Here is a 21,805-nt window from a genome sequence, read left to right on the forward strand (position 1 = left end):
AATTATCAAGAAAAACTCCCCCTGCGGGGAAAGTTAACCTAAGAATTCGGTAAATTTCTTTATTCTCCGCAGGGTTTCTTCCTTCCCTAGGATACGCATGGAATCAAAAACCGGGATGGATACGTTCGTCCCGGTAACGGCCACGAACAGCGGCGCAAAAGCTACGCGCGGTTTGACTCCCAAACCGTCAATGAGCGCCTCGTTCAAGACTTCGTGAATCGTCTCAGTTTCGGCAAACGCCTGGTCACCAGCGGTTTCCAGCGCCTTGGCGGCCACCTCAAGAATCGCGGCGGGCTCACCTTTCAGCTTCGCGACGGCCTTTTCGTCATATTCCACGTCATCACGGAACAGGAACCCAATGAGTCCCGGGAGGTGATCCAGTTGCTGGACGCGGGTTTGCGCCAACGGTGCCGCCTGATCCAGTACGGCGCGTTGCGTGGGACTCAGGGAATCGTATTCCTTCGCCTCGACAAAACCGGCTGCCGCCAGGAAAGGTACAGTCCGACGGGTAAAATCGGGCGCGTCCAGTAAGCGGATATGCTCGGCATTGATCGCGTTGCATTTCTTAAGGTCAAACCGAGCCGGATTCGGGTTTACCGCGCGAATGTCGAAAGCCTGAGCCATTTGTTCGCGGCTGAAAATATCGTTGTCCGCTGCGTAGGCCCAACCCAGCAGCGCCAGATAGTTGACCAGGCCTTCGGGAATAATGCCGTGCTGTTTATGCAGCAGCAGGTTCGATTCCGGATCACGCTTCGAGAGTTTCTTGTTCCCCTCGCCCATCACGTAAGGCAGATGTCCGAAATAGGGCATGAACTTCGCCACCCCCAGGGCGTAAAGCGCCCGGTAAAGTACGATTTGGCGCGGGGTGGAGGACAACAGGTCCTCGCCGCGCAGGACGTGAGTAATTTCCATCAGCGCATCGTCCACCGGATTCACCAGGGTGTAAAGCGGCTCGCCGTTGGCACGCACGATGACGTAGTCGGGTACAGAACCAGCCTTAAAAGTAATGTCGCCGCGCACCAGGTCGGTAAAAGTGATGTCCTCGTCCGGCATTCGCAGACGCAGCACAGGTTTACGGCCTTCCTTTATATAGGCCTCGCGCTGAGCGGCAGTGAGGTCACGGTCAAAGCCGTCGTAGCCTAGCTTCGGGTCCTCGCCGCGTTCCCGGTGACGCGCCTCCACTTCCTCGGGGGTCGAGAAAGATTCGTAAGCATAGCCGGCTTCCAGGAGCTGACCAGCCACTTCGCGATAGATATCCATACGCTCTGATTGGCGATAGGGGCCGTGCGGACCGCCCACGTTGATGCCTTCGTCCCAATCCAAGCCCAGCCAGTCCAGTGATTCCAGAATCTGGTTAAACGATTCTTCGGAGTCGCGCGCCGAGTCGGTGTCCTCAATGCGGAACACGAAAGTTCCACCCTGGGAACGCGCATAAGCCCAGTTGAACAGGCAGGTGCGCACCATGCCGACGTGGGGAGTGCCGGTCGGGGAAGGACAGAACCGCACACGGGTTTTCGGACCGTCCGCGGGCGGCACAGGGATTGCAGAGACTTCAGGCAATTCGGTATGTATCACAGAGTCAATCATATATCCCCGCCTCAACGCTTTTTTCAGCACTGCGACCGCGCCGCAGTTCCGAGCCAAATACCGGTGTCTATACCTCGGATTTCTGACATGTTTAGGTGTGAAACTTCCTGTGGTTTCCGGAATAGTTGCACTAACGACCGATTTCAACCCAGAATCTGGGCCATCATCAACTCCCGGTTTTATAAACCAGCAGGTAAGCGAGATTCTAGTTCCTGCCGATAGGCTCTGAGCATAGCGAAATCGGTCGTTCGTGCAAGACAGGCTGCAGGGGAATTTTGAGGCTGTTTGTTACCGAGTTTCGGAATATCCGGCACGACCGGAGCAGGGGGGCGACTCAGCGAGAGGCTGGGGGTGAGCGTTTTGCGACAATAGTCGCGCAAAACGCGAGGGGGCCCTCCCCCTTCCGCCTCTCGCGAGCGCCCCCGCGACGAAGCGCCCCGACCGAATCCGCTCCTCCACCGCGACCCAACAGTTCGTGATTGAAATCGGTGATTAAACAGGGGTAGGTGACCATATAGACCAGCAACCCCGATTTAATCACCAAATAGCATGAACCCCAGCCCGAACCCCACCAGCACTCGCGCATTCACCGGATGGGACGCGCTGTTCCGCGGTTGATAAACTGACCCCATGCGAGTTATACGTTTTGATAAAGGCGACGATACCTACGGTTTTGGCGTGATGGAGGACGACACGGACCGGATTACGGTCTTGGCGGAAAACCCCCTGTACAGTCCTGACAAAATCACTCCGACCGGCCAGATCTTGCAGCTAGAGGACGTGCGCCTGGTCGCCCCGGTCATTCCCGCCTCGAAAGTTGTGTGCGTCGGAAAAAACTACCTGGAACATATCCGCGAATTCGGCTCGGCCGTGCCTGATGCCCCGATTCTGTTCATCAAACCCAACACCTCGGTCATTGGCCCTGGCGCGCCTATCGTCCTGCCGAAGTGGTCCAACCATGTCGATCATGAAGTCGAACTCGGCGTGGTCATCAAGCATGTCGCGAAGGACATTAACCCCGAAAACTGGAAAGACTATGTGTTTGGCTACACCATCGGCAATGACGTTTCCGCTCGCGACGCCCAGAAAGCCGACAAACAGTGGACGCGCGCCAAAGGTTTTGACACTGCTTGCCCGCTCGGACCGTGGATTACCGTGAACCCTGACCTCGATGTGCAAAACCTGCGCATCCGCAGCGAAGTAGACGGCGAGGCCCGCCAAGACGACACGACCGCCAATATGATGCACCCGGTGGGCGAACTGGTGACCTACATTTCCCAAGCCATGACCCTGCTACCCGGCGACGTCATCCTCACCGGCACCCCCGCCGGTGTCGGCCCGCTCACCGCAGGCTGCACTGTGACCTGCGAAATCGAGGGCTTGGGGCAACTGAGCAACCCGGTGCGCCGCTGATGGAGGCTCTCAATCAACTGCTGGACGACCTGGAAGATCGCGACGCACTCACAGACCCTGTCGAGGTTCTGCTCGCGTTTCAGGAATGGGCCGAATCTACCGGCCGCCCGCTGTATCCTCACCAGCAGGAGGCTGCCGAGCGCCTGATTCTGGAGGATAAGCACCTCATCGCTCCCACCCCAACCGGCTCAGGTAAGTCCCTGATTGGGGTGGCCGCGATTTTGTGGTCACTAGCCCGGGGCGGCGTTTCCTATTACACCGCACCGTTAAAGGCGCTGGTCAGCGAGAAATTTTTTGACCTGGTGGACCTGTTTGGTGCCGCCAACGTGGGTATGGTCACCGGCGACGGTTCAGTCAACGCCGATGCGCCGATTATCTGCGCCACGGCGGAAATCCTCGCGAATCAGGCGCTGCGCTGGGGAGATTACCTTAACGTCGATACCGTGGTGATGGACGAGTTTCACTACTATGCTGACCCGGAGCGCGGCTGGGCGTGGCAGGCTCCCCTGCTGACTCTGACGAAAACCAGGTTTGTGCTGATGAGTGCCACTTTGGGGGATACTTCGTGGTTTGCAAAGAATCTGTGGGAAGTCACCGGGCGTGAAGTCGCGGTCCTCGATTCCGCGAAACGTCCCGTGCCGCTGGAGATGTCCTACGCGGCCGAACCGCTGGAAAAAATCTTGCAGGGTCTGGCCAATCAGGACCGACTGCCGGCCTACGTGGTGCATCCCAGTCAACGCGCCGCGGTGGAAGAAGCCGAGCGAATCGCCAGCCTGGATTTGCGTCTGGGTCTGGACCCCGACACTGCCGCCCGGCTCAAAGACCAGGTAAACACCGTACAGTTTCATTCTTCTTTTGGGAAAACTCTGAAGCCGCTGCTGTTGAAAGGCATCGGAATCCACCATGCGGGAATGCTGCCCCGCTATCGCAGGCTCGTCGAAAAACTCGCTCAGGCCGGCCTGCTCCGGGTCATTTCCGGGACCGACACCCTCGGGGTCGGCATCAACGTCCCCATCCGCACCGTCGTCATGACCTCCCTGGTGAAGTTTGATGGGAACAAGGAACGTCACCTGAATTCTCGTGAGTTCCACCAGGTTGCCGGGCGGGCGGGTCGCGCCGGGTTTGACACCGTGGGATACGTGGTGGCCCAAGCCCCGGAGTGGGAAATCGACAACGCTATCGCCATCGCCCGAGCGGAGGGGAATGCGAAACAGCTTGAGAAAATCAAGAAAAAGAAAGCCCCAGAAGGCCGCACGTCCTGGACAGAAGGGACGTTCAACCGTCTGGCGCAAAGCGCTCCCGAGGCGATGGTGCCGCGGTGGAAGATTACGCACGCGATGGTGCTAAACACCTTGCAAAAGCCCGGCGACCAGGCCGAAAACCTGAACACTTTGGTGTACCGCAACCACAACGTGCTACGTGCCACCGGGCCGGCAAAGGACCGCAATCCCTTTGCCGATACCCTGCAGCACATCTTGGAATCCCTCGAGGATTCCGAGGTCATTTCCGGAGGGCAGCTCGCGCATGGCGACAGCGGCGAATCCAGTTCCGGCTCCGCTTGCGATAAGGGGCGTCCGCAGGGCGGGCACTGGACTTTGACAGCAGACCTGCCCGAGACTTTCGCCTTGAATCAAGACTTGGCGCCATTTGCCCTGGATTATTTGCAGGCGTTTACTGACCACGCGGACTCCCCCAGCGCGGATACGTCCGCAGCCGGGGGTGCGTTCGGGGATACTCTCGATGTGATTTCCGTGGTGGAGTCCGTTTTAGACGACCCCAACGCTATCTTGCGCGCCCAGGAACGCGCCGCGAAAGACCGGGTCTTTACGGAACTGAAAGCGAGCGGGGCGGACTATGACGAACGGCAAACCGCCTTGGAACGGACGACTTACCCCAAACCCTTGAGCCAGGAGCTGGAGGCCGCTTTTGACACCTACGTCAAAGCGAACCCGTGGGCGCGCGGATACTTCATTTCCCCGAAATCCATCATCCGCGAGATGGTGGAAACCGGCCAGACGTTCCAGGCTTTCGAAGCCAGCCTGAAAATCGAGTTTTCCGAGGGAGTTTTGCTGCGCTACCTGTCCGATGCGTGGCGCGCACTGACCCAGATTGTGCCCGAACCGTTGAAAACCGAACGGTTTATCGAGGTGCTGGATTGGCTGAACGACACCATTGACCGGGTCGACTCGTCCCTGCTGGATGAATGGAAGTTCCTGGAAAATCCGGAACTGCGCAAAACGGCGAACTTGGACGGCACCACCTCAGCTGGCGGGCCGGACGAAACGGAACTGGCTTTTGGCGAGCGCCCGGACGGAACTTTTGACTACCGCCTCAACCCCGCCAAACTTGGCACCGAACTGCACCGGGAGTTGTTCAGCTGGCTTGATATGCTGGGTGGGGATGAGTTCGAGCGGCTCAGCGCAATGGAAACAAAACTGCGCTCTGACCAGGGCGGAGTGTCCCGGCCTCTGGCGGAAATCCCCCCAATCACGGAATCCGGCTGGGACAAACAACTCGGCGCCTACTGGGACGCCCACGACTTCATGGAAACGGTAGGAGAGGCCCGCCACCAGCGCAATTTCCGCGTTATCGCTCAGCCCACCGAGGCCGACCTGCCGGCTAGTATCGGCATCTCGTCCGAGGGTATCCCGGAAAATCTGTGGCTGGCAGAGCTGACCATTGTTGACGGAGATGGCGACCTGGACTTTGGTTTTTATGCGCTGCTGGACCCCGAAGCCTCCAACGAGGCGTTTCACCCTATCTGGGTGCCGCTGGGGCTGTGGGAACGGCTCTAAACGGTTGATAGCGCCGTAAGCGCCAAACCTGCCCTAAAATAGTGCCGGACTCGGGGAAAACGCGGAACTAACGCCGCAAACTACCGCTTGTTGTCGTAATCACTGAGCTGGCCGATGCGGCGCTGATGGCGTTCGTCGCCGGAAAAGTCCGTGGTCAGGAACACTTCCACGAAACGTTCGCATTCCTCAACGGAATGCTGGCGAGCGCCTATGGAAATCACGTTGGCATTGTTGTGCAGACGGGCGAGGCTCGCGATTTCTTCGTTCCACACCAGTGCCGCGCGAATTCCGCGCACCTTGTTGGCGGCGATTTGTTCGCCGTTGCCCGAGCCGCCCAGCACGATGCCCAAAGAGCCTGAATCTGCCATTACGCCCTCAGCGCAAGCAATGCAAAAGCCCGGGTAGTCGTCATTTGGGTCATAGGCGGCAGGTCCGTGGTCAACGACTTCATAGCCGCGGTCCCGCAACCAGGTCACCAAGTGCTGTTTCAATTCGAAGCCGGCATGGTCTGTACCGATGTGAACACGCATAATTTTCCTTTCGTGTCGAATCTGGCCCGCCCGGGCACAGCCAAGAACATTTATATCCTAGCGAGATTCTCTGGGTGCGGCATAAAAAGGCTCAATTCGTCCCCAAACCCCCTAATCGACAACGTTTTCCCACAACTCCAGGTAAAATTGTCTGTTGAAGTGTGTATGCGCAAAACCCGACTCTGCTTGAAAGCAGCCGGCCGCGCTGCTGACGACGAAGAATGGAAAGGACCGGCACATGAGCGAGGACGCCCCGCAATTGCTGACCAGTGAAGACATCTTTTCGGCTCAGTTCCCTGCGACAAAGTTCCGCGATGGGTACGACCAGAATCAGATAGACGACTACCTTGATGAAGTGGTTCGCGTCCTCTCATATTACGAAGCGCTGAATGCTTCGCCCGAGGCCGAGGTGGATTTGGCATATATTACGGTCCGCGGCCGGGACGTGCGTGAGGTCGACTTCGATTACACCCGAATGCGGGTGGGCTACGACCAAGACGTCGTGGACGACTACTTGGACCAGGTCGCCGCCACTTTGGAGGCTTACGAAAAGCTGTACGGCATCCCCCCTTCCGACCAGCGCTACCAGGTATTGCAGGTGGACGGGGCAGCGCTGGAAGCCGAGGCCGCCGAACAAGCCGCTGCCTCCGGCGAGCTGCCCAGCAACCCCGAGCCCGCTGGCGAGGAAACCGTAACCCCGATTGACCTTTCCTCCGAGGCTCAGTTTGAGGCTCCCGCTGTGGAAAACGCGCCGGAAACCGCTGATTCCGCGCCGTCTGTTCCTTCCGCTGGCGGGCCCGAACCCGCCACTGAATCTGAGGTGCGTTCTTCCGTTTTAGGCACTCCCACCGGGTCGATTCCCGCTGTTCAACCCGTTTCCTTTGAACAAGCAGTGTTCACCGATTATGAGGACGGTTCGCCTCATAACGGTGATTTAGGCGGGGATAGTTCTCTCGTTTCCCCCAGTTTTCCTCCGCTCAACTCGCCGGTGTCCCCCGTGTCCCAGACTCCGGAGACGGATTCGTCCCCGATCGAGGGCGGTGCTGCTCAGACCTTTGCCAGTGAGGCGTTACCGGGTGTCGAGACTCCGACAGAATCGATCGCCGAGCCTGGTATCGAAGCTGCCGCGGCCGAAGCCGCTGCGGGACTGAGCGATGAATGGGGCGAAGTCCCGCAATATCCCGTAGACGCACAACTGCCGGAAGGTACGGATTCGACCGCCGCTCAGCCGTATCCTGAGGCCGGATATGACCCTTACCAGCCCTATGGTTATGACGCTTATGGCCAGCCGATGACCGTAAACCCGGCGGACAGTCAGGGAAATGCTGAGCAATATCCGGGTTATCCCGCCGAGGCCGGATACGCCTCACCCTACGGCATGGAGACGCCGGAAGGCTACGGCTATGTGCCTGAGACTGAGGGCGAAAACCAGTCGTTTATTCCCGAAGACACCACAATGGTCATGCCGGTCACTCCTGCCGCACCGATGGACGCCCAGAGTCCCGACGAAACCCCCTCCGAGTATCTTCAGGGCTATGAACAGGCAGGATACCCGCAAGGTTACGAGGCTTCCCCAACTGAGGCAGCTCCGGATTATGATTCAACCTTTGACGCTGACCAGGAAAAGTCCTACGACCTGGAAGATTCTCTGGGCGATGATTATCCAGACGAAATCAATCTGGACGACGCCCCTGAACTACCGGTTGAGACGACCGATGCCCAGGCTGATTCCGCGGCCTTACAGGAGGACTTTTACGCTCCCACCGCCCCGGAAGAAGCACCAGCCTACCCCGATTCAACAGATCCTGGCGGATACTATTCCCCGGAATCTGTCCCCGAGTCGACGCCTCAGTCCTACGCCGACTTCCCGCAACCCCCTTATGCGTTCCCGGAATCACCCGCGGCTACCCCGCTACCTTATGGAATGCCAGAGCAACCCGCAGCCGACTCCTGGCAGACACCAAACCCCTACCAGCCAGAGGGCTTGGCACCAAACGAGTGGGGAGGCACACCGGCATCGCTATCTGCCGAACCGCCGGCAGTCCCCCCGGCAGATCAGCCCGCCACCCCGGACTTTTCGGCGTACGAACCGGTACCGGACTTTTCGACTCCTCGCCCTGAAACCCCAATAGAACCCGCAACGGAACAGCCTCAGCCGATGAGCGAGGTTTCCGCTACCCCAGCGGAACCTGCCGAGCCTAGCCCGTCGACTTTCCAGATGCCAAAGCTGGAGACGGTGGAACTGGGGCAGACCGAGCCGGTCCCCGCAGAAGTCAACGATTTGGGCAGCGCCGCAACTGACTACGGCATCCCTGGTGAATACCGAAAGGCTCCGCTGACTGACGTAGTGGCTCCCCCGCTGCCGACTCCCGGAGTGGGGATGGATTTGGGCCAAATTCGCGAAAAACTCGAACACGAACAGGCGGTCTCCCCGGCAGAATCCGAGCCAAAGCTGGCTGATTTGCCGAGTGTGCTGATGACGCCGACCCGTAGTAACGCGGATTTCCCGCCCCCCGAGACTCCCACCCCGGCCACGCCGAGCGAGCCGGCCCATCCAGACACTGCTTCAGAGCATCTTTCGGCGACACAGCTGGAGGAACTGGCGGCTCAGAATACCGCGTCCGTTCCCGATACCACGCCGGACGCCCCGATGGTTGATACCCAGTCCGCAGACGGTGAAGCTGCGAAGGGCCAGCCGGCTCCGATTTTCCCGGAGGATTCCAACCCGCGGCCCATGCTGCAGGGCGAGGAGCCTTTGGCTGAGGTCGATCCGGACGGGCGTTTCATCCCGCATTTCTTGGCTGGATACCGTTCGAATTTGGATACCTTCACTTCCGTGTACGGGGCTCTCGATGAGAGTGGTTCGCGGGTGAAACCGGCTTCGATTGCGAAACTCGAAGCCCAGCAGCACCGCAAGTCGATTACCACGGGATACCTGGTGACAGTAGCCACGTCACGGCCGCTAGGTGCCGACGATCAGGTATTCGTATGTCTTCCGGACGGGCGTGAAGTCCCGGTGACCTCGGCTTCCTCTGACTTTGACGGTGTTCATTTGACCATTCCAAAAATTTGAGAGTTTGCCAGTCTGATGTCTTACACTCCGAAACATAACAATCCCTACTATGATGCCGCTGGTGAGAAGCACCGCCGGGTGCGGCGCGGCTTGGTGGCTCTAGGGGTAACCCTGCTGGCGGGAGGCCTGGTAGCGGGGGCGGTAGCCGTGGGCGTTACCCAGCTGGCTCGCCAGCCGCAGGTGAGCGCCTCGCCCAGTCCTTCCCTCACCTCGCAACGGCCGGGGGATTCTGCCGGTACGAACGCGAAGTCTCCGACAGCTACTCCCGACAGTTCCGTTTCGCCTTCCAACCAGGCTACGAGACCGAGCGATTCTCCCACCCCCCCGGCTTCTGCTGCTGCCCAAATGCAGGGCTGTGACGGCACGGCGCTGACATCTCCCGCCGCCGGACGGCTCAGCAGCCAGGAATTACGTGCGACATTTGAAAAAGTCGGCCGAGACACGGGGGCCACTATTTCCGTTGCCTGGTTTGATCCGGTCAGTTCCAAGATTGAAACCGCCGGTTCTGGACAAGCCTGGGTGGCGTGGTCGACGTCAAAAGTTCCGGTTTCTGTGGCGGTTTCCCAGGCTGGGAAGGCGGGGGCTATGGCGGGCTCCATGTCGGCGGCTTTGCGTCAGTCGGATAACGGTGCCGCTGAGGCGCTGTGGCAGTCCTTGGGCGCAAGTGATGCCGCTCGGGCTCAGGCCGTCACCCAAGTTTTACGTCAGGCTGGGGATAACTCGACGACAGTCCCGTCTGTGCGGCTGCGCTCCGGGTTCACAGTTTTCGGGCAAACTCCCTGGACCACCGCGTCCCAAGTGGGGTTCATGATGAAACTGCCCTGTTTAGCGGGTTCAGGTCCGGTGGTGTCCAATATGGGACAAGTCAGCGGCGGCCAACGCTGGGGAATGGGCAGTCTGCCCGGTGCCACGTTCAAGGGCGGTTGGGGGCCGGGCGTGAGCGGAGGCTACCTGGTGCGCCAAATGGGCTGGTATCAAAACAGTGAAGGCAAACGGGTGCCTCTCGCTATCGCCGCCCAAGCCGGCTCTTTTGACGGCGGTATCGGTGTGCTGAACAAGCTCATCGCCGCTATAGGCTAGATTTTCAGTTTCGAGACCTGCATCATCAAAGCCCAAGTTTCGCCAGGAGGCCTTTCACGTCACGAGCTGCCCCTTTGTCTGCTGACAGGGCGGTGGCGCCGTAGAGTTTCAGGGCATCAGAGACTTCGCGGTTGCGGTGCGGCTGCCACGGGTGCGGACTCGCCTCCATCACCTGGCGGCGCCGCGCGATTTCATCATCCGGCACATCCAGGGTGATTTCCTCGCGGTTTACATCGATGATGATTTTGTCTCCGTCCTCAATCAGGCCAATCAGCCCGCCCGCGGCCGCTTCGGGGGAAATGTGACCGATAGAAATCCCGGAGGTGCCGCCAGAAAAACGTCCATCAGTAATGAGCGCGCAGGTTTTGCCTAAGCCCCGGCCTTTCAGGAAAGACGTGGGATAGAGCATCTCTTGCATCCCCGGTCCGCCCGCGGGTCCTTCGTAGCGGATTACGACCACGTCCCCGGCCTGCACGGTCTTGTCGAGGATTTTTTCTACCGCTTCTTCCTGGGATTCCATCACGATAGCGCGGCCTTCGAAGTGGAACAGATCGGGGTCAATACCCGCCGCTTTTACGATGGCGCCGTCAGGAGCCAGGTTTCCACGCAGCACGGTCAGCCCGCCTTTCGCCACGTAGGCGTGGGCCACGTCACGAATGCAGCCCGCCGCCGCGTCCGTATCCAGCGTGTCAAAGCGCGCGGTGGCGGAAAAGGCGTGGATGGTGCGCTGGTTGCCGGGCGCGGCGTGGAACAGTTCGAGGGCCTCCGTACTGGGTGTGCCGCCGCGCACGTCCCAGTCCGCCAGCCAGGTAGCTAGGTCGGGATAGCACACGGAATGTACGTTACGATTCAGTAGCCCGGCGCGGTCAAGTTCGCCCAGCAGCGCCGGTACTCCCCCGGCCCGGTGGACGTCCTCCATGTGATAGTCGTTATGGTTAGGGGCGACTTTTGCCAGGGTCGGCACGGTGCGCCCAATCTGGGCGATGTCGGCCAACGTAAAGTCGAGTTCGGCTGCCTGGGCGGCCGCCAGCAGGTGCAGCACCGTGTTCGAGGAACCGCCCATCGCCATATCCAGGCTCATTGCGTTGGCGAAAGCCTCCCGGGTCGCAATGGCGCGCGGCAGCACGGAGTCGTCCTCGTCATCGTAGTAACGCTTTGCCAGAGCCACCACCAGCTGGCCGGCTCGCGCAAAAAGTCCGCGCCGCGCCACGTGGGTCGCCAGGGTGGAACCGTTGCCAGGGAGTGCCAGTCCCAGCGCCTCGGTCAAACAGTTCATCGAGTTCGCGGTGAACATTCCCGAACAAGATCCGCAGGTCGGGCAGGAAAGTTCCTCGACTCGCTGCAGTTCCGCGTCGTCAATGTCGTCGTTGGCGGTAGCGTTCATAACCGTAATGAGGTTGCCCCGCCCCCCTGTTGACGGCCCGACAATGTCCGCGGCCGGAATGCCTTTGCCGGCTTCCATCGGGCCGCCCGAGACAAACACGGTGGGAATGTTGAGTTTCAACGCGGCGTTGAGCATTCCAGGAGTGATTTTGTCGCAGTTAGAGATGCACACCAGGGCATCAGCGGTGTGGGCGCGCACCATGTATTCCACCGAGTCGGTAATGATTTCACGGCTGGGCAGGGAATAGAGCATACCGCCGTGCCCCATCGCAATCCCGTCATCAATGGCAATCGTGTTGAACTCGCGCGGTACTCCCCCAGCCTCGCGCACTGCGTCGGCCACGACCTTCGAGACCTCCCGCAAGTGAATATGACCGGGCACAAACTCAGTAAAGGAGTTCGCAATAGCAACAATCGGCTTGCCAAAATCGTCATCGTTCATGCCGGTGGCTCGCCACAAGGAACGGGCGCCCGCCATATTCCGCCCGGTAGTGGACGTTGCACTGTTGAGTTTGCGTGTCATGGTTGTCTCCTCAAAGAGTTTTTTTAATACTCACAAGTTATTGTAATAATCCGCTACTGGTTCGACGAAAAAGGCGTCAGGCCGGTTCGCCGAGTCGGCGTTGCGCAGAGAATAATAAATATACCGCGTTTTGTATATCTTTCTGTAACGCTTCTATTCTTGGCTACAACGTTGCAATAACGTGGCCTCGCGCGAGCGGCGCTACGCTCAGAAGCCCAGGCGGTTCAGCATTTTTGGATTGCGCTGCCATTCTTTGGCAGTGCGCACGTGCAGGTCCAAGTACACGTGGTGCCCCACCAGGGCTTCAATCTCCGGGCGGGCCTGAGTGCCGATTTCTTTGAGCCGAGAGCCTTTGCGCCCGATGACGATGGCTTTTTGGCTATCGCGTTCCACAAACAGGTTGACGTGAATCTTCCAGATTTGCCCGTTGCCGGAACGCCCCGGTTGCTTGATAATCTCTTCGACCTGGACCGCGAGGGAGTGCGGCAATTCCTGGCTGAGGCTCTCCAGGGCAGCTTCCCGAATCAGCTCGGAGATCATGGCGGTGTCGTCCTCATCGGTGACCTGGTCGCGCGGGTACAGCGGCGGCGACAGTGGCAGGCGTTGGCCCAGCAGGTCAATCAGCGTTTGCACCTGCGTGCCCTGCCGGGCTGAAATCGGCACAATTTCCGCAAAGTCATAGAGTTGCGAAACGGCCATAAGCTGCTCGGCGACCTGTTCGCGCGAGGCCACGTCAGTTTTGGTGACGACCGCAATAGCTGGGAAGTGCGCGGTTTTCAGTTGGGTGTCCACAATGCGCCGATCGCCTGGGCCGATGGGTTGGTCGGCAGGAACGCAAAAGACTGCTGCGTCGACTTCGGAAAACGCGTCCTCCACCATGTCGTTCAGCCGCTGCCCCAGTAGGGTGCGTGGCCGGTGAATGCCGGGAGTGTCCACCAAGATGAGCTGAAAATCAGGGCGATGCACGATTCCGCGCACCACCCGGCGCGTCGTCTCGGGCCGAGCCGAAGTAATGGCTATCTTGCGCCCCACCATCGCATTTATCAAAGTGGACTTACCCACGTTGGGCCGCCCAATGACGGCGGCGAACCCGGCACGAAAGTCCTCGGGCCAATCGCGGGTGAACAGCCCCGCCGACCCCGCCGCCAAGTCTGGCGACCCCTCGTCGCCCGCAGCATCCAACGCATCCATATCCGGAAAATTCACGCTCTCCATTGTGTAAATCCTACTGTGTTTCGAATGTTCTGTCCGTGACCGCTAATCCTCATCCAACACCGGCGGGACAACCCGGACCGAGATGGCCGAAACCTGGCGGCGCCGCCCTTCTGCCTCTACCGCTCGCAGTTCCAGTCCGTCCACCGATGCAAAAGCCCCCACCAGCGGCACCACCCCGACCGCTTTCGTCAACAGGCCACCCACGGTATCCACGTCCTCATCGTCAATCTCGGTGTCCAGCAAATCGTTGAGGTCGACCAGAGGAAACCGCGCCGGAACGATCCAACTGCCATCGGGCTGCAACTCAGGCTCTTTCTCGGCGTGGTCGTGTTCATCCGAGACTTCCCCGATAACCTCCTCGACCAGGTCCTCCAGGGTAACCAGTCCGGCGATGAGGCCATACTCGTCAACCAGCACCGCCATGTGGTAGCTGTTCTGTTGCATATCCCGCAAGGTGTCGTCGACCAGGTTCATCTCCGGGATGAACTTGGCTTCTCGCATGGCCTGTTCCGCGGTCATCTGGCGCGCGGCAGGATCGGAGTTGACGCGCCGTAATACATCTTTAAGGTATAGGATTCCGCGGATGTCGTCGGCATCTTCGCCGATGACCGGTACCCGGGAATAGCTGGAACGAACGAATAAAGTCAACGCCTTGTCCAGGGTCTTTTCGGACTCAATCGTGACCATATCTACGCGCGGCACCATGACTTCGCGTACCAGGGTTCGCCCCATTTCAAAAACGGACCAAATCATCTCGCGGTCCGCGTCCTCAATGGTGTCCGGCTCCCCCATCTGGTCCACCATTTCGCGCAGGTCCTCGGCGACTTCATCGCGAGCTTCCTGGTCAGTCTGGCTCGAGGGCCCCCGCGCGGTGCGCAGCAGCATCCCGAACGGTTTGCCCGCGTTCCAGGCCGTCATCAGGAACGGTGCCAGGTAGCGCACCGTCGTGTTCGGGTAGCGCCGCCCCAAACGGTTCCACGGCAAAGTCAATACCACCAGCAAAAATGTCCCTACGGCGACGACCAGAATCGCCACTAGCCACCAGCTGAGAGGTAGCTGCGACCCCAGCAGCGCCCCACACCCCACCGCCGCGGTCGTCACGAAAGTACGGCAGGCGCGCAAGCTCGCGAGTACCAAACGCCGATTCTCGGCTAACTGAGAAATTTTGCGGGCATGTTTCGCGCCTTCTTCGGCTAAGTCTTCCGCCGAGGCGACACTCAGCCGCGACACGGCGCCTTCTCCCAGGCTCAGCGGTACCGCCAGCCCGAAAGACACTGTCGCGATGAGCGTGAGGACCGCACCAGCCACGTCGGAAAACTGCATGCGTACCCCTATCGATTCGCCAGGAAATTCAGCAGCAATTTGCGCTGCAAGGTAAACATGGCTTTTTCTTCTTCCGGTTCAGCGTGATCGAATCCCAGCAGGTGCAACAGTCCGTGCACCGTCAGCAGCAACATTTCTTCAATAGGGGCATGTCCGGCATCGCAGGCCTGTTCAGCGGCAATGTCAGGGCACAGCACGATATCCCCCAGCACCCCGGCTTCGCTAGGCATCCCCTCGCGTCCCGGTGTCAACTCGTCCATCGGAAAGCTCAAGACATCGGTGGGTCCCGGCAAATCCATCCACTTTACGTGCAGGTCAGTCATGGTTTTAATATCCACGAACATAATGTTGACCTCGGCGGCGGGAGACACATAGAGCTGTTCCAGGCAATAGGACACGAGGTCGACGAACTCGCTCAGCTCCAGTTCCCACTCGGTTTCGTTATTGATTTCCACACTCATGGTTATTCCCTTCCATAGCTCTGGGGGCGGCGCGATACGGTTTGGCTTTCGTAGGAATCATAAGCGTTGATAATTTCTCCGACCAGTGAGTGACGCACCACATCTGCCGCGCTCAAATAGCTGAACGCGATGTCGGGAACATCGCTGAGGATTTCGCTGACTTGTTTCAGCCCGGAGGGCTGCCGGGACGGCAGGTCTATCTGAGTGATGTCGCCGGTCACGACCATCTTGGAGCCAAAGCCCAAGCGGGTCAGGAACATCTTCATCTGTTCGCTGGTCGTGTTTTGTGCCTCGTCCAGGATGATGAAACTGCCGTTCAAGGTGCGTCCGCGCATATATGCTAGGGCGGCGACTTCGATGGTACCGTCGCTCATCATGCGGCTGATGGTGCCGGTATCGAGCATCTCCCGCAGGGCGTCATAGAGCGGGCGCAGGTAGGGGTCGATTTTATCCGTCAAGGTGCCGGGCAGGAACCCCAGGGTTTCTCCCGCTTCAACGGCCGGACGGGTCAAGATGAGTCGGGTCACTTCCCCTTCTAGCAACGCTTTTACGGCACGAGCCATCGCGAGGTAGGTTTTGCCGGTTCCGGCTGGTCCGATTCCAAAAGTGATGGTGTGGGAGTTGATGTCGTTCACGTAACGGGCTTGGCCCTCCGTTTGGGGACGAATGACTTTTTCGCGGCTGACGAACACAGCCCGATACCGGGAGTCAGCAGCCCGGGTGGGCGGTTCCACCAGCGCGCGAGGGCCGGGGGCATGCCGGTTCGTTTGTAAACCATATTCCGGTATATTTAGTTTTTCGGGGTGTGTCTTAGTAAACAGCGCCCGTACGGCCCGGGCAGCAGGCTCCAGGTCCGTGTCAGGGCCTTGAATGAAAATCTGGTTCCCGGACACCCAAAAGTTGAGAGTGGGGAAGTCATTTTCCCATCGGTGCAAGTTGGCATCGTTGACCCCGAGGACTTCAATCATCGGGATTTCGTCAGGGACCTCAACAGCAGCGCGTTTCTGGGACATGGTCACCTACTCTCCGTATCCCGCCAAGAGCCCAACCAGGATTGAATGACGGCCAGCGCGGCGGGACCGGCGGAAGAACAGCGCAACACAGTCGGACCTAGCAACGCCGGACGCGCCCCCGCTTCAATGAAAGCCGCCAGCTCAGGAACGGTAATCCCGCCTTCTGGCCCCACAATCACCACGATTTCACCGGGGGTTTGTCCCGGCTGTGCCAAGGGAACCAGCATATCAGCCAGATGTTCCTCGGCGACCTCGTGCAGGACGAAAACCGCGGCCCCACCGCGCACCATCGCCTCAACCTCAGAGAAAACCGTTTTCACCACCGGACGAGCCCACCGCGCTTCACCACCGCGACGCTCTGAGGAAATGTCTACACCGCTCTCCAGGTACTCCGACACTTCCGCCAGCCTCGCCTGACGCGACTGTTTCATCGCGGAAACCGCTAGGTTTCGCCACTTTTCCCGCCCTTTGGCACGTTTTGGTACGGTATCCCAGCGGGAGACCGAACGCGTGGCCCCCCAGGGTATGACTCGCCATGCCCCCATTTCAACCGCCGATTCCAGCGCCTGCATATCGCGTTTTTCCTTGGCCAACGCCTGAATCAGGGTGATGCGTAGAGCCGGTTGCGGATCCAGCACCGCGTCCTCAATGAGCCGCAGCTGCAACCCCGAGTTTGCCGCCGCGATGACTTCCGCCCCGGCACGCCGGCCCAACCCGTCGACGACATCAACGACCTCACCCAACCGCAGCCGCTTGACCGTGGCATGATGCGCCTCCGCGCCGCCTATGGAAACTTCCTCGCCCTCGCGATAACCGTCCAAACCCGTAAAATTCGCGGCCAGTGAACCGCCAGTTTCCCCAGCGGTTTCACCGGAAAACCAAAACGCTTGCCGGGTCATTGCCGACCCTTACGGTGCGCTCCGCCAGTATTGCCAGACGAACTCTCGGTGGGAGCCGGGGATTCCTCGCCGCGCAGCCGCGCCAGTTCGCGGAGCAGCTCGCGCTGACGCTGGTCCAGGCCGGTGGGAACTTCGACATTGAGGTGTACATACAGGTCGCCGCGACCCTGGCGATGCAGCCGACCGACACCCAGACCCTTCATGACGATGACCGACTCGGGCTGAGAGCCGGCATCAACATTGATTTTCTTGGTTCCATCGAGGGTTTCCAGGGAAAACTCCATCCCCAGCGCCGCCGCGGTCATAGGAATTCGCAAGGAAGTGTGCAGGTCATCGCCGCGCCGCTGCAGGACTTCGTGGGGTAGCTCGTGAATCTCGACATACAAGTCGCCGGCCGTGCCCCCGGCAGGTCCCGCCTCGCCCTCGCCGGACAGACGAATGCGCGTCCCGTTTTCTACCCCGGTGGGGATTTCCACCTTGATGTTACGCGTGGCGCGCACCCGGCCTTCCCCGGAGCAATCCGCACAAGGGCGCTCGATGATGGTGCCGTGGCCCTTGCAGGTCCCGCAAGGGGCGGTCGTCATGACCTGGCCCAGGAAAGACCGCGCCATGCGCTGCACCGAACCGGTCCCGCCGCAGTTAGAACAGGTTTTCGGGCGAGTCCCGACCGCACAACAGCTGCCTTTGCAGGTCTTGCATTTCACGAAGGTGTTAATTTTAATTTCCCGCTCGGTGCCGAACGTGACGTCTTTTAACTCCACGTCAATCGTGGTCAGAATATCTTGGCCGCGTCCGCCGCGCGGGGTGGGGCCGCTGGTCGACGATGCGGCGCTAAAGAATTCGTTGAGGATATCGGCAAATCCAAATCCGGCGGCGTTCGCCCCGTTGAATCCGCTGAAGCCGCCCGATCCGAACCCGGAACCGCCCAGGTCATATTGCTGGCGTTTCTCCGGGTTACCCAGCACGTCATAGGCGGCACTGACTTCTTTGAATTCTTCCTCGTGTTCGGGACCAGCCACGTCAGGGTGCAGTTTGCGCGCCAACTTGCGGTAGGCGTTCTTAATTTCGTCCTGCGTAGCGTTACGGCTCACACCGAGGGTTTCATAGTAGTCGCTCAAGGTTTTTCTTTCCTATTTGTCTCATTTGTCTGGCCGAGTCTCCCGGTCGTTTCCCCGGGTGGCTCTGGATTTACTGGTTTAAGATTCGTGACAGGTACCTCGCTACCGCCCGCACCGAACTCATCGAGCCGGGATAGTCCATCCGGGTGGGTCCGATGACTCCCACATGGGCTTGACCGGCACCGGCCGGAGCGTAGCTGGAGGATACGATGGCGGTTTCTTTCAGCACCTCGTGGCCGGATTCCTCACCGATAATGACGTTTACCGGCTCGGCTTCGCGCATTTCACCGAATAGTTTCAGCAGCACGACCTGTTCTTCCAACGCTTCCACCAGGGCGGTCAGGGTTTCGGTAAACGCCCCGGAACGCGACAGGTTCGCCATTCCCGCCATCACAATTCGCGTCTCGACCGCGCCTTGTTCCAGGGCGGCGGCAATGTTTTGCGCCAAGATGGTGGCGTTTTCCCGCAGGGCTTGATTGCCCACAGTCGCCAGCCATTCCTGCAAAGCCGCCCGTTGCGCAGGAATATCGGACTGGGAAAACACCGCGGTGAGTGGGGTGCCGATAGAACTGAGATCTGACTCGCTGACCTCGTGGGGCAGACTCACCAGAATCTGATCAACCCGTCCGGTTTCGGAAATAATGATGGCCAGCACTTTGCAGTCCGGCCCCGCCCCCAACCGCACCAGTTCCAGGTGCCGCAGCCCGGAGGGGTTGAACGCCGGGAACTCCACCACTGCCGTCTGGTGCGTCATCTGGGCCAAGAGGCGCACGGTTCGTTCCATCACGTCCTCCAGCCCCACCGCGGAGGTAAAGAATTCGGTAATGGCCTTTCTCTCCGGGGCGGAAAGCGGTTTGATAGCCTCGATTTGGTCCACGAAGTAGCGGTATCCCTTGTCGGTGGGGATACGTCCCGCAGAAGTGTGGGGCTGGCGAATCAGGCCTTCTTCCTCCAGCTGGGCCATGTCGTTGCGGATAGTCGCGGCGGAAACTCCCAGCGAGTGCCGCTCTACCAGGGACTTTGAGCCGACCGGTTCTTGGGTTTCGACATAGTCGGAAACGATGGCCCGCAGCACCCCGAGACGTCGATTCGCCGCCTTGTCTGCCATCGTTCCTCCTGTTCCTATCCCTGAGATTGTCCAACCGTTAGCTTCCCGACTAACTCGCGTTAGCACTCACAACCTCCGATTGCTAATCTTACCCCGCTTCGGCGCAAAACTCCCACCGCACGCCCCAAAAGACCGGCAAGCCTCGCGGTTTTCCCCGCACTTGTCCACACTTGCCCCCTTTGTCCTTGTAAAATCTAAACATGAGCCCAGATTTTTCATCTTCCTCACGTCCTGAACCGAGCACGTCCCGTCCCGCGGCAAGCCAACAGAACGAAGCGAACCAGGCCCCTTCGGCCAGTTCGCCCGCTGTCAGTTCCGCTGATGCCGCGACCTCATCGCAAAACGTCTGGTTGAACTACACCGGGCTGGCCATGATGGTTCTGTCGGCGCTGGCTGTGGTTTTGGCCATTATTCACGGCGTGACCCGCTGGGCCCATTTAGGAAAGGGCGGGCTGTTTCTGGCTGCTCCGGAAACCTGGTTGAACCATCAGAATTCTCCGGCTTTAAAGCTCATGTTGGCGGTGGAACAGTACGCGGCAGTGCTGGCGGTATGGGCGGCGGTGGCCGCAATCATTGGGGCTTATCTGGCCTGGGGATTGCCCCGCCTGGCTTTTTCGGGAGCGCAGCCCCGGTTCAGCGTGCTGCTGGAATCGCTGGCCACGATACTGTTTGCCCTGGTCATCCTGTTCCTCGGCGGTTACGCCTGCTTTGTGTCGGGTGGCCAGCCCCTGATGATTGTCGGGATTCCCCTGGCTATTCAATTCATTCCAATACTGATTTTAGGTATAACTTTATTGGTCTTGGGGGTTCGTTCGCTGGTCCTCCTGCTCAAGGCGCTTTCCGATGATTCAGTCAGTTCGCCTTCACCTCGGCCGGTAATGAGCGCTCGCCCCAGCCAGCCAACCCGAACCACTGCTAAACCAAAACCTGTGGCACAGGCTGCGGCAAAATCTGCGGCAAAGACCGCGGTGAAAACCGCGGGAGCTTCCCGCGGCACGCAACCTGCCCCGCAGCGCTTGAAAGTCACCTCCGTGAAACCGGGGACTACCGGAAAACCCACCATCGTCCCCAAAGGGAAAACCCCGCGGAAAGGAGGCGCCAAATGACTGGAGCTATTGCCGCCCTGATTGTCATCATCCTGGCTGCGGTCCTGCTGCTGGCCCGGGTGCCCGTCATTTTTGCCCTTGGCCTGCCTTCTCTGGTCGGCACCCTTATCGTTACCGCAAGCCCTGACTCACTGCTTTCGGCCAGTTTGAGCGTTGTCACGCCCTTCGCTAACTTCAATTTTGTGGGCCTCCTCATTTGGGGCGGCGTGGCCGGAACTCTCATCGAGTCCGGGCTGATGGAGAAATATTTCACCGCCCTGCACATAGTCTGCGGACGCCAAGTCACCCCGGCTCGGCGCGAGGCTTGGAGCAACTCGATTCAAGGACTGCCGATGACTACGGTGGCCCTGCTGATCACGGCCGGAACTATCGTCTATGCTGACAACCATTTCCTGTTGTTCCAGATGCTGTTGGTGCTGATACCGACGGCGTTGCTGGCCGGGGGTGCGGCGGTATTCTCCGCTCCAAAGATTAGCCAGATGACTTTGAAGAAAATGCGTTCCACGGACGGGGAATCCTGGAAGACGACCGCCAAAGCGACCGCGGAGGTCTCGGAGGACGGCTCTACCCGCCGTTCGTCCTCACGCGCCCAATCCTTCCGTCAACTCATATTTCCGATTGTGATGGTTGTGGTGACTTTCTTGCTGCTGCTGATTTCGCCGTGGGGAATCGTGGAACTGGGCGCTGTGGTCTGGGTTGCGGTACTGGTCGCGGCCTTTTTGAGCGCGCCTCGTCCACACTGGCTACAGGACGCCGGAGTGCGGGCGTTGCTGATTGTCGCTTACGTGGCTTCGACCGTGGCCGGAGCCTGGTGGCTGGCGGGGTTCCTGAAAGTCGCCCTGCCGGCTCCCCGCAACTTCCTGGCCGGAGGCGGGGCCTCCATGATGATATTGCTGGCTTTTACCCTTGTTCTGTCCATAGTGGCCGGGGAAATCATTGGTTCCGAAGCGGGGGCGACCCTGGCTGTAGGGGTGACGGCACCATTCCTGCTGGTGGCTTTTGATGCGGACGTGGCTATGCGAACGGCCTCCGCTATACTGACTTCCCTGTTGGTGGCCACGGCCATCCTGGGCGGGATTCTGGCCCGCATTTTGCCGCCTCACAACTCGCCGTTCCCACTCACTCCCTCTCCCCTCACCAAAGACTAAACGCTCGACTACAACGCGTACTCGCCTACA

16 protein-coding genes are annotated in these 21,805 nt (G+C 59.6%); 6 read left to right on the plus strand and 10 right to left on the minus strand.

Annotated features, from left to right (window positions below):
• Positions 1–33: 33 nt before the first annotated feature.
• On the minus strand, positions 34–1,587 hold the full coding sequence (gene gltX, locus AC5LBQ_RS00300; RefSeq protein WP_493264272.1) for a glutamate--tRNA ligase: 1,554 nt from the start codon (positions 1,585–1,587) through the stop codon (positions 34–36).
• A 630-nt stretch (positions 1,588–2,217) separates the two neighbouring features.
• Here gltX and AC5LBQ_RS00305 point away from each other — a divergent pair.
• Together AC5LBQ_RS00305 and AC5LBQ_RS00310 are read left to right on the plus strand one after the other, a co-directional pair.
• Positions 2,218–3,000 carry a fumarylacetoacetate hydrolase family protein gene (locus AC5LBQ_RS00305; protein ID WP_307741291.1) on the plus strand — a complete coding sequence of 261 codons (783 nt, stop codon included), beginning with the start codon at positions 2,218–2,220 and terminating at the stop codon, positions 2,998–3,000.
• Positions 3,000–5,795: a DEAD/DEAH box helicase gene (locus AC5LBQ_RS00310; protein ID WP_493264273.1), complete on the plus strand. Its 2,796-nt coding sequence runs from the start codon at positions 3,000–3,002 to the stop codon at positions 5,793–5,795. The genes AC5LBQ_RS00305 and AC5LBQ_RS00310 overlap by 1 nt, the downstream gene beginning before the upstream one ends.
• A gap of 80 nt (positions 5,796–5,875) precedes the next feature.
• Here AC5LBQ_RS00310 and AC5LBQ_RS00315 read toward each other — a convergent pair whose 3' ends face one another.
• Positions 5,876–6,325 (minus strand): ribose-5-phosphate isomerase, encoded by a 450-nt coding sequence (locus AC5LBQ_RS00315; protein WP_295028515.1) that lies wholly within the window; start codon positions 6,323–6,325, stop codon positions 5,876–5,878.
• A 238-nt stretch (positions 6,326–6,563) separates the two neighbouring features.
• Here AC5LBQ_RS00315 and AC5LBQ_RS00320 point away from each other — a divergent pair, with 238 nt between their 5' ends.
• The gene (locus tag AC5LBQ_RS00320; RefSeq protein WP_493264274.1) at positions 6,564–9,398 is read left to right on the plus strand and encodes a DivIVA domain-containing protein; all 2,835 of its coding nucleotides are present in this window, start codon (positions 6,564–6,566) and stop codon (positions 9,396–9,398) included.
• A 15-nt stretch (positions 9,399–9,413) separates the two neighbouring features.
• Positions 9,414–10,478: a serine hydrolase gene (locus AC5LBQ_RS00325; RefSeq protein WP_493264275.1), complete on the plus strand. Its 1,065-nt coding sequence runs from the start codon at positions 9,414–9,416 to the stop codon at positions 10,476–10,478.
• Between the two features lie 25 nt (positions 10,479–10,503).
• On the opposite strand, the gene ilvD is transcribed toward AC5LBQ_RS00325, so the two are convergent.
• From ilvD to hrcA, 8 genes are all read right to left on the minus strand, one after another.
• A complete protein-coding gene (gene ilvD, locus AC5LBQ_RS00330; RefSeq protein ID WP_493264276.1) occupies positions 10,504–12,384 on the minus strand; it encodes a dihydroxy-acid dehydratase in 1,881 nt (626 codons plus the stop codon).
• A gap of 207 nt (positions 12,385–12,591) precedes the next feature.
• The gene (era, locus tag AC5LBQ_RS00335; protein WP_493264277.1) at positions 12,592–13,599 is read right to left on the minus strand and encodes a GTPase Era; all 1,008 of its coding nucleotides are present in this window, start codon (positions 13,597–13,599) and stop codon (positions 12,592–12,594) included.
• 42 nt (positions 13,600–13,641) lie between these two features.
• On the minus strand, positions 13,642–14,922 hold the full coding sequence (locus AC5LBQ_RS00340) for a hemolysin family protein (protein ID WP_297590738.1): 1,281 nt from the start codon (positions 14,920–14,922) through the stop codon (positions 13,642–13,644).
• A gap of 8 nt (positions 14,923–14,930) precedes the next feature.
• Positions 14,931–15,383 (minus strand): rRNA maturation RNase YbeY, encoded by a 453-nt coding sequence (gene ybeY, locus AC5LBQ_RS00345; protein ID WP_493264278.1) that lies wholly within the window; start codon positions 15,381–15,383, stop codon positions 14,931–14,933.
• A gap of 2 nt (positions 15,384–15,385) precedes the next feature.
• Entirely contained in the window at positions 15,386–16,396 is a 1,011-nt protein-coding gene (locus tag AC5LBQ_RS00350; RefSeq protein WP_491680508.1) for a PhoH family protein, read from the minus strand.
• 2 nt (positions 16,397–16,398) lie between these two features.
• Positions 16,399–17,295: an RsmE family RNA methyltransferase gene (locus tag AC5LBQ_RS00355; RefSeq protein ID WP_493264279.1), complete on the minus strand. Its 897-nt coding sequence runs from the start codon at positions 17,293–17,295 to the stop codon at positions 16,399–16,401.
• Positions 17,292–18,413 (minus strand): molecular chaperone DnaJ, encoded by a 1,122-nt coding sequence (gene dnaJ, locus AC5LBQ_RS00360; RefSeq protein ID WP_297346558.1) that lies wholly within the window; start codon positions 18,411–18,413, stop codon positions 17,292–17,294. Before dnaJ ends, AC5LBQ_RS00355 begins: the two co-directional genes overlap by 4 nt.
• A gap of 70 nt (positions 18,414–18,483) precedes the next feature.
• Positions 18,484–19,521, minus strand: a complete 1,038-nt coding sequence (gene hrcA, locus AC5LBQ_RS00365; protein ID WP_282921203.1) for a heat-inducible transcriptional repressor HrcA — start codon at positions 19,519–19,521, stop codon at positions 18,484–18,486.
• Between the two features lie 200 nt (positions 19,522–19,721).
• On the opposite strand from hrcA, the gene AC5LBQ_RS00370 reads away from it, so the two are divergent.
• A complete protein-coding gene (locus tag AC5LBQ_RS00370) occupies positions 19,722–20,627 on the plus strand; it encodes a hypothetical protein (RefSeq protein WP_493264280.1) in 906 nt (301 codons plus the stop codon).
• The gene (locus AC5LBQ_RS00375; protein WP_493264281.1) at positions 20,624–21,775 is read left to right on the plus strand and encodes a hypothetical protein; all 1,152 of its coding nucleotides are present in this window, start codon (positions 20,624–20,626) and stop codon (positions 21,773–21,775) included. The genes AC5LBQ_RS00370 and AC5LBQ_RS00375 overlap by 4 nt, the downstream gene beginning before the upstream one ends.
• Positions 21,776–21,805: the final 30 nt, after the last annotated feature.

Source organism: Mobiluncus sp., assembly GCF_985070215.1.

Bases quoted from the DNA above. Each gene is read 5' to 3' on its own strand.
- gltX (WP_493264272.1), bottom strand. From the start codon at position 1,587: ATGATTGACTCTGTGATACATACCGAATTGCCTGAAGTCTCTGCAATC.
- AC5LBQ_RS00305 (WP_307741291.1), top strand. From the start codon at position 2,218: ATGCGAGTTATACGTTTTGATAAAGGCGACGATACCTACGGTTTTGGC.
- AC5LBQ_RS00310 (WP_493264273.1), top strand. From the start codon at position 3,000: ATGGAGGCTCTCAATCAACTGCTGGACGACCTGGAAGATCGCGACGCA.
- AC5LBQ_RS00315 (WP_295028515.1), bottom strand. From the start codon at position 6,325: ATGCGTGTTCACATCGGTACAGACCATGCCGGCTTCGAATTGAAACAG.
- AC5LBQ_RS00320 (WP_493264274.1), top strand. From the start codon at position 6,564: ATGAGCGAGGACGCCCCGCAATTGCTGACCAGTGAAGACATCTTTTCG.
- AC5LBQ_RS00325 (WP_493264275.1), top strand. From the start codon at position 9,414: ATGTCTTACACTCCGAAACATAACAATCCCTACTATGATGCCGCTGGT.
- ilvD (WP_493264276.1), bottom strand. From the start codon at position 12,384: ATGACACGCAAACTCAACAGTGCAACGTCCACTACCGGGCGGAATATG.
- era (WP_493264277.1), bottom strand. From the start codon at position 13,599: ATGGAGAGCGTGAATTTTCCGGATATGGATGCGTTGGATGCTGCGGGC.
- AC5LBQ_RS00340 (WP_297590738.1), bottom strand. From the start codon at position 14,922: ATGCAGTTTTCCGACGTGGCTGGTGCGGTCCTCACGCTCATCGCGACA.
- ybeY (WP_493264278.1), bottom strand. From the start codon at position 15,383: ATGAGTGTGGAAATCAATAACGAAACCGAGTGGGAACTGGAGCTGAGC.
- AC5LBQ_RS00350 (WP_491680508.1), bottom strand. From the start codon at position 16,396: ATGTCCCAGAAACGCGCTGCTGTTGAGGTCCCTGACGAAATCCCGATG.
- AC5LBQ_RS00355 (WP_493264279.1), bottom strand. From the start codon at position 17,295: ATGACCCGGCAAGCGTTTTGGTTTTCCGGTGAAACCGCTGGGGAAACT.
- hrcA (WP_282921203.1), bottom strand. From the start codon at position 19,521: ATGGCAGACAAGGCGGCGAATCGACGTCTCGGGGTGCTGCGGGCCATC.
- AC5LBQ_RS00370 (WP_493264280.1), top strand. From the start codon at position 19,722: ATGAGCCCAGATTTTTCATCTTCCTCACGTCCTGAACCGAGCACGTCC.
- AC5LBQ_RS00375 (WP_493264281.1), top strand. From the start codon at position 20,624: ATGACTGGAGCTATTGCCGCCCTGATTGTCATCATCCTGGCTGCGGTC.